This window comes from Sulfitobacter sp. R18_1, from assembly GCF_017743915.1.
Lineage (GTDB): Bacteria > Pseudomonadota > Alphaproteobacteria > Rhodobacterales > Rhodobacteraceae > Sulfitobacter > Sulfitobacter faviae.
The window spans coordinates 22,720-29,088 of sequence record NZ_JAGHRG010000019.1; the positions used below are offsets into that span (position 1 = coordinate 22,720).

8 protein-coding genes and 1 pseudogene are annotated in these 6,369 nt (G+C 61.3%); 3 read left to right on the top strand and 6 right to left on the bottom strand.

Translation table 11 applies throughout. The features are described from left to right. Nucleotides 1-33: 33 nt before the first annotated feature. From J7392_RS23345 to J7392_RS23360, 4 genes are read right to left on the bottom strand one after another with little or no spacing between them, the layout of a single operon-like run. Nucleotides 34-972: a glutathione S-transferase family protein gene (locus J7392_RS23345; protein ID WP_209219698.1), complete on the bottom strand. Its 939-nt coding sequence runs from the start codon at nucleotides 970-972 to the stop codon at nucleotides 34-36. A gap of 10 nt (nucleotides 973-982) precedes the next feature. Beyond that, entirely contained in the window at nucleotides 983-1,846 is an 864-nt protein-coding gene (locus J7392_RS23350) for a VOC family protein (protein WP_166125640.1), read from the bottom strand. 60 nt (nucleotides 1,847-1,906) lie between these two features. After that, complete coding sequence (locus J7392_RS23355) at nucleotides 1,907-2,329, bottom strand: DoxX family protein (RefSeq protein ID WP_166125638.1); 423 nt, start codon at nucleotides 2,327-2,329, stop codon at nucleotides 1,907-1,909. Between the two features lie 27 nt (nucleotides 2,330-2,356). Continuing rightward, the gene (locus tag J7392_RS23360) at nucleotides 2,357-2,932 is read right to left on the bottom strand and encodes an NAD(P)-binding domain-containing protein (protein ID WP_209219700.1); all 576 of its coding nucleotides are present in this window, start codon (nucleotides 2,930-2,932) and stop codon (nucleotides 2,357-2,359) included. Nucleotides 2,933-3,063: 131 nt separating this feature from the next. Between J7392_RS23360 and J7392_RS23365 the strand changes: the two genes are divergently transcribed. Then, a complete protein-coding gene (locus J7392_RS23365; protein ID WP_209219702.1) occupies nucleotides 3,064-3,954 on the top strand; it encodes a LysR family transcriptional regulator in 891 nt (296 codons plus the stop codon). Between the two features lie 348 nt (nucleotides 3,955-4,302). On the opposite strand, the gene J7392_RS23370 is transcribed toward J7392_RS23365, so the two are convergent. Further along, the gene (locus J7392_RS23370) at nucleotides 4,303-4,950 is read right to left on the bottom strand and encodes a TetR/AcrR family transcriptional regulator (RefSeq protein ID WP_209219704.1); all 648 of its coding nucleotides are present in this window, start codon (nucleotides 4,948-4,950) and stop codon (nucleotides 4,303-4,305) included. 113 nt (nucleotides 4,951-5,063) lie between these two features. On the opposite strand from J7392_RS23370, the gene J7392_RS23375 reads away from it, so the two are divergent. Further along, nucleotides 5,064-5,579, top strand: a complete 516-nt coding sequence (locus J7392_RS23375; RefSeq protein ID WP_209219706.1) for a hypothetical protein — start codon at nucleotides 5,064-5,066, stop codon at nucleotides 5,577-5,579. A gap of 23 nt (nucleotides 5,580-5,602) precedes the next feature. Further along, on the top strand, nucleotides 5,603-6,070 hold the full coding sequence (locus tag J7392_RS23380) for a DUF2798 domain-containing protein (protein WP_209219708.1): 468 nt from the start codon (nucleotides 5,603-5,605) through the stop codon (nucleotides 6,068-6,070). Between the two features lie 201 nt (nucleotides 6,071-6,271). On the opposite strand, the pseudogene J7392_RS24305 reads toward J7392_RS23380, so the two are convergent. After that, nucleotides 6,272-6,369, bottom strand: a pseudogene (locus tag J7392_RS24305) (integrase); the annotation flags it as partial.

Here is a 6,369-nt window from a genome sequence, read left to right on the forward strand (position 1 = left end):
AGGGGGCCTGATCCGGATGGCCGACCGAGGCCCTCAGCCCAGGGAACATTCCGGCCCGACAGGCACGATGCCGGTGGGGTTCAGCGCCTTGATCGAGTAGTAGCCGCGCTTGATGTGGTCAATGCTGACCGTATCGCGCACCCCGGGGATAGCGAGGATACGGGCCTGGTAGCGGCTTAGGGCAGGGTAGTCCGCGATGCGGCGCAGGTTACACTTGAAGAGGCCGTGATAAGCCACGTCGAAGCGCACCAGCGTCACGAAGAGTCGCACATCGGCCTCGGTGAAGCGACCTCCCAAAAGGAACCCGCGACCGTCGCCGAGGCGCTCCTCGAGTTCATCGAGCATTGCGAAAACCTCGCAGAATGCTTCCTCGTAGGCGACCTGCGTGGTGGCGAAGCCCGCGCGGTAAACGCCATTGTTCAAGCTCGGATAGATGCGGTCGTTGAGCGCCTCGATGTCCTCGCGGAGGTCCGCCGGATAGAGATCGATGCTATGGTCGGCCAGATCTCCGAAACCGGAGTTCAGCATCCGCAGAATGTCGGCGGACTCGTTGTTCACGATGGTCCCGCGCTTCTTGTCCCAGAGCACCGGCACCGTGGCCCGGCCCGAGATCGTCGGGTCGGCCCGGGTGTAGATTTCGTGCATGTAGGACGCGCCCTCGGCCTCGGTCGGATCGCCGAAGTGCCAGCCCTGGTCGGAGAGATCCGGTTCGACGACCGAGACCGAGATCACGTCCTCCAACCCCTTCAGCTTTCGGGCGATCAGCGTCCGCGACGCCCAGGGGCAGATCAGCGCGACATAGAGGTGGTAGCGGCCCGCCTCGGCCTTGAAGCCGCCCTCGCCGGTCGGCCCGGCGCTCCCGTCAGGCGTCACCCAGTGGCGGAAGCTGGAGGTCTGGCGGACGAAGCCACCCTTGTCGTCCTTGGCCTGGACCGGCTGCCAGTCGACAACCCATTTCCCGTCTCGAAGCATGATCGTCTCCTTAATTCTTGAGCGTGATTGCGGTGCCCCAGGGATCGCGAACGGTCAGGCCGTTGGCATTCTTGATGCTTTCAAGCCCGGCGCTTTCAACCCGGCCAGCGATGGAGGCAATGTCCGCCGCATCACGGACAACAATCTCGATGGCATCGAGACCTGCCATACCCTCGGGGCGTTTGCTGGCCCGGCGGCTGTTCCAGATATTGCCGGCAAGCTGGTGGTGGTAGCCGCCGCTGCCGTAGAAGCTGGCCCCAGGATAGCGCGCCGCGATATCGAGGCCGAGCACGTCGCGGTAGAAGCGGTCGGCTTCGCCCGTGTCGCCCACCTGAAGGTGGACATGGCCGATGCTGCCGTTCTCGGGGAAACCCGACCATTCGGTGCCTGCGGCGCTTTGCAGCAGACCCTGGAGATCCAGCGGGTCGGTGCTCATCCGGATCTCGCCGCCCTCGCCGTGCCAGGCCGAGACCGGGCGGTCCGTATAGACCTCGATGCCGTTGCCCTCGGGATCGGCGAGATAGAGCGCCTCGCTGACGATATGATCCGAGGCACCGTGAAGCGGCACACCCGCCTCGGCGATGTGAGCGACCCAGCGGGCCAGGTCGGATCGGGTCGGCATCAGGAAGGCGGTATGAAAGAGCCCGGCCTGCCGCGGGTCGAGTGGGGAAAGGCCTGGGTCGCCCTGAAGCTCCAGAAACGGCGTGTCGCCGGTGCCGAGGGTGACGCGATGCTCGCTGGTCGCGACCGGGCTGAGCCCCAGCGCCATCTGGTAGAAAGTGGAGACCGCATCGAGGTCCCGCACCTTGAGCCGGACCGCCCCGATACGCATCGGCGCGGTCGTCATGTCGAAGAAGTGGTCGACGGTGGTCATTGCAGGTCTCCTTGTGAAAGAGTGCGGCCGCGGGAGATGACCCGCGGCCAGCAAGGGAGGTCAGGCGAACTGGCCGAGGCGTTGGTCGAGCTGCGGCACGCGCAGCGCGAAGGCTCCGCGTCCCAGGACGGCGACGACGCCTTGCACGACCGCCCAGAACAGCGGGTATTCCCAGCCGCCGCCTTCGTTCGAGAAGCTCCAGCCGAAACCGGAATGCGCCCATGTCGCGCCCAGGAGGACGGGGATCAGCGCGATCGAGACGAGGCGTGTGCCGAGACCGAGGATCAGGGCGATACCGCCCGCCAGCTCTGCGAAGATCGTGAAGTAGGCGAGCACGCCGGGCAGGCCGAGGCCTTCGAAGAAGGCGACGGTGCCGGGGATGGTAAAGGCGCTCACCTTCATCCAGCCATGGGCGAGGAACAGGACGCCGGTCGAGATGCGAAGGGCGGCGGCGGCGTAGTCGGTATGGGTCTGCGTGGTCATGACAGATGCTCCGTGGGGTTGGGGATGTCAGGAAAACTGCCAGCGCGGCGCGATCCCGGTGCCGTGACCGAAGACGTAGCCGAACTGGATGTTGAGGAAGCCGATGGGCTCGAGGTAGCGGGCGTTGGCGAGCGGGCCGGCATCGACCGGCTCGAGGCCGATCTCGGCGGCCAGCGCCTTGACCGTCTCGCGCGCGGCCTCGTCATCGCCAGCGACGAAGGTCTGGATGGGCTGGCCATTGACCTTGAGGCCCGTGCCGTAGTGCTGGGCGAAGACCGTGTTGAACGCCTTCACCACCGTCGCGCCGGACAGCCTGGAGGCGATCTCTTCGGCCGCCGAGGTCTTGTGCCCGACTTGAAGGCCGGAGAAGTCCTCGGCCACCGGGTTCGAGACGTCGATGACGGTCTTGCCGCTGAAGTCGGCCTTGCCGGCGAGATCCGCGATGGCCCCGCAGGGCGTGGCGACGACTACCACCTCCGCCTTGGCGACGGCGGTAGAGAGATCGTCGTTGCGGCCGATGGTTGTCACCTCGTGGCCGGCCTCGCCCAGAATCCGCGAGAGCCCTGAGCCGACATTTCCGTTGCCGATAACTGCGATACGCATGGCATTCTCCTTCGCCTCGCCGCCCTTCGGCGGCCTGTTCTTCACTGAAGCGAAGGTAAGGCTTCCCCATCATCCACAGAATGGCGATGTTAAAGAATGACTATCTCTTTTTTGTTCCCAAAGGGGTGCCCATGGATATTGTCGACGAACTCAGGGCCTTCGTGGCCACCGCGCGGACTGGTTCCTTCACCGCAGGCGCCGAGCAACTGGGGGTTTCGAACCGGCTGACCTCGAAATATGTGGCCGAACTGGAGGCGCGCCTCGGCACGCGGCTGCTCCAGCGGACCACCCGGAAGGTCGGGTTGACGCCGGCCGGCGAGGATCTCCTCGCCAGGGCGCCGTCCGTCCTCGACGAGTTCGATGCTCTCCTGGGCTCGGTGTCGGAGGGGTCGCGCGGCCTGAGCGGGATTATCCGGGTCTCGGCGCCTGTGACCTTCGGCGAAATCTACGTGGCCGGCATGCTGGCCCGGTTCGCCGAAGCGCACCCGGGTCTGACATTCGACCTGCGGCTGGACGATCGCTACGTCGACCTGGCCGCCGAGGGCATCGACCTGGCGTTTCGAATAGGCGTGTCGGAGACGCTGTCACTCAAGACGCGCAAGCTCGGCACGTTTCACAGCTCACTGGTCGCCCATCCAGACTACGTGAATGAGCACGGCTACCCGCGAGCACCAGATGATCTCTCTCGGCACGCCTGCATTGTCGATACCAACCGGCGCCAACCTCATAGGTGGACGTTCAGTAAGGACGGCACCGAGGTCGTGGCCCAGGTGCGGGGCCGGTTCCATGTGAACTCGGCCCGCGCGGCAATCGAGTTGGCCTCGGCCGGCATGGGGATTGCCTATGCGCCGCGGTTCGCGATCGCCGACATGCTGGACACTGGCCGCCTCGTCCCACTGCTCGAGGATTTCGACACGGATGGGGGACCGGTTACCGTCGTCTATCTCGAAGGTCGGACCTTACCTCGGAAGATACGAACCCTCATCGACTTTGCTGCTGAGGATGTTCACGCCATGCCTTGACGTGCCAAGAGAGGCAATTTGGGTCGGGTCAACAGCACCGACATGAATGGCACCTTCGGGTAAGTTGCGACGCAGCGATAACCTCCCTGACGAAGGTCTGGTCTGGGCCCGTGAACGACTGCCTTCCACTTCCGAGAGAAAGGGCGGAAACCAGACTTTCGCTGCGCTGAGTTCCCGGGCAGGCTATGTGGATAACGGTTGCCGTTCTGCAGATTTCGAGGAGTGGCAACTTTGCGTATCGCGCCAGCAAGTCTTTGTAGGATTGGCCCCTGAGTCGACAGAGCGCAAGGTTCTTTGCCTTGTGCATGAAGTTTGCAAATTATTCCCAGACAAGACCCGCACATGGTTTCACGCACCAATGATACGTAGCGAGCTGTCTTTTACGAGTCGCAGTGCGTCATTATCAAAGGCACCCCGTGCAAGGACCCGGTAGCCAACGGTAAGGGCGACCAGCGATTTTGCCGCACTTCCAGCATCAATTGATGCGTCTATTATTTGTGCTTTTTTGCCCTTCTCGATCACCTTGAGAAAGAAATCCTCTAAAGCGCTAAGCGCCCTATCCACGACGGCCTGTATATCCTCGCTATGATTGGGGAACTCCAATGCTGCGTGGATGATCAGGTTACCCTTCTGCTCGCGCTCGGTCACGCTTTGATGAACGACCGTGTCGAAAAGCGACAGGATCGCATCGATCGGATCGGGCTTGGCTTCGAGCTGCGCCAAAGTCTGTGCCTGACGTTCTTCGACAAAGCGGGTCAGGACGGATTTGAATAAATCGTGTTTGTTGCCAAATGTGGCGTAAAGGCTGCCACGGTTCACGCCCATGGCCTTTACAAGATCGGCAACCGACGTCGCCTCGTACCCCTTGACGGAAAAAACCTCGGCAGCCTTGTCGAGAGTGGCGTCAATTTCGAAACTCTTTTCCCAAGGCATCATCGTGGTCCTTTGTGCGCGCAAAAGCGGTTTGTGCAGCGTCTGCTCTGGCAATCTATCCATGGTTCTCGACCGCGGCGCAAGAGTGTTGACCAATCGTTCCAAACTGATTATGTGGTTTTGAACGATCATTCCATACTGAGTCGCACCCGCCGTTTGAGTTCGAGAGGTATCCAATGGACCAACTGTTAAAAGAGCTATCACTCATCGGCGGTGTCGCCGCTGTGACCCTCATTTCTTATCTTGTGATGCGACGGTCAGGCGCGTCGGGGGCTGCCAATGCCAACCGCTTGCTCAGCGGCCTGCTGGGCGCGTTCCTGTTGTTGGGTGGCGTCGCCAAATTCTTTCTGCCCTTCACCGACATGTTTGCGCAGCAAATTGCGCTGAGCCAGCTACCATTTCCGGCACTATCCGCTTTTGCAGGTCAGGCCGGAGAGATTACCGCCGGGATCATTCTGCTTGGATATTTTATCGGATGGCAGCGGTTGCGGGGGCCCATCAGCGATCTGATTTTCGCCCTCACAACACTGCTCGTCGTGATCATCATGCTGGTTGCCGTCTACGTGCATCTGCATCCAGACGTCCCAGCAGAAGTGCTTCCATTTCAATCCAAACCACCCGTTCTGACGGTCATCATCATGGCACTTGCGATCCTAAACGGATGGCTGCGCCGTAAAGCACGTCTGTCCTGACACCCCAACTTGAAAGGGCTGCTATGCCTACTTCCCACCCTACCCATCGCTCAATTCCGCAGAAAATCGCTATCGTCGTAGCCGTCATGGGCAGTGTTGCCGGAACGCTTACCGGTATCATGACCTGGGCCAATACTGGTTTCTCGGAAATCTTCCTGCACAATTGGGGGATCTCCTTTCTGAAGGCTGTGTTCGTCCTGTTGCCTTTCGCGTTCTTGCTCATGGGGCTGTTTGACAAACTGTTGTCCCGGATCATGCCGGGGCTGGCCCCAATGAAACTGCGGATCGTGCTTGGGCTTATCATGGCGGTGATCATGCAGTCACTTATGGCAGTGATTACAGCCGGAACCGAAGCAGGCTTCGGTGATATGGCGGTTTTGAGAGAGCTTTGGCTCGATGCCTTTATCACGGCCTTTCCTGTTGGGCTCGTCCTGGCCTTGGTGCTGACGACAACTGTGCGCCCTTGGCTTTTGGCCATGTTGCGCGCTTGATGAGTTAATACGGCCCACCACTGGCTTTGGTGGTGGGCATTCTATTGTTAGGAGGCGCTATGCGCGCAACAACACCTTCAAGCACGAAGCCTGGGCTTCATTATGCCTGCATCAAGGTCCGCTCTGGGGAAGCTGCGGCGCGGCGTAGAGAGCCTTCGCCAACGGCGGCTTAGGGCCGTTTTGTGGCGACGGCCCAGCGGTTTAGATTTCGATAGCTTCGGCGATCACCAGTGCATCTTCAAGCTCGACGCCGAGGTACCTGACAGTGCTGTCCATCTTGGTGTGACCCAACAGCAGTT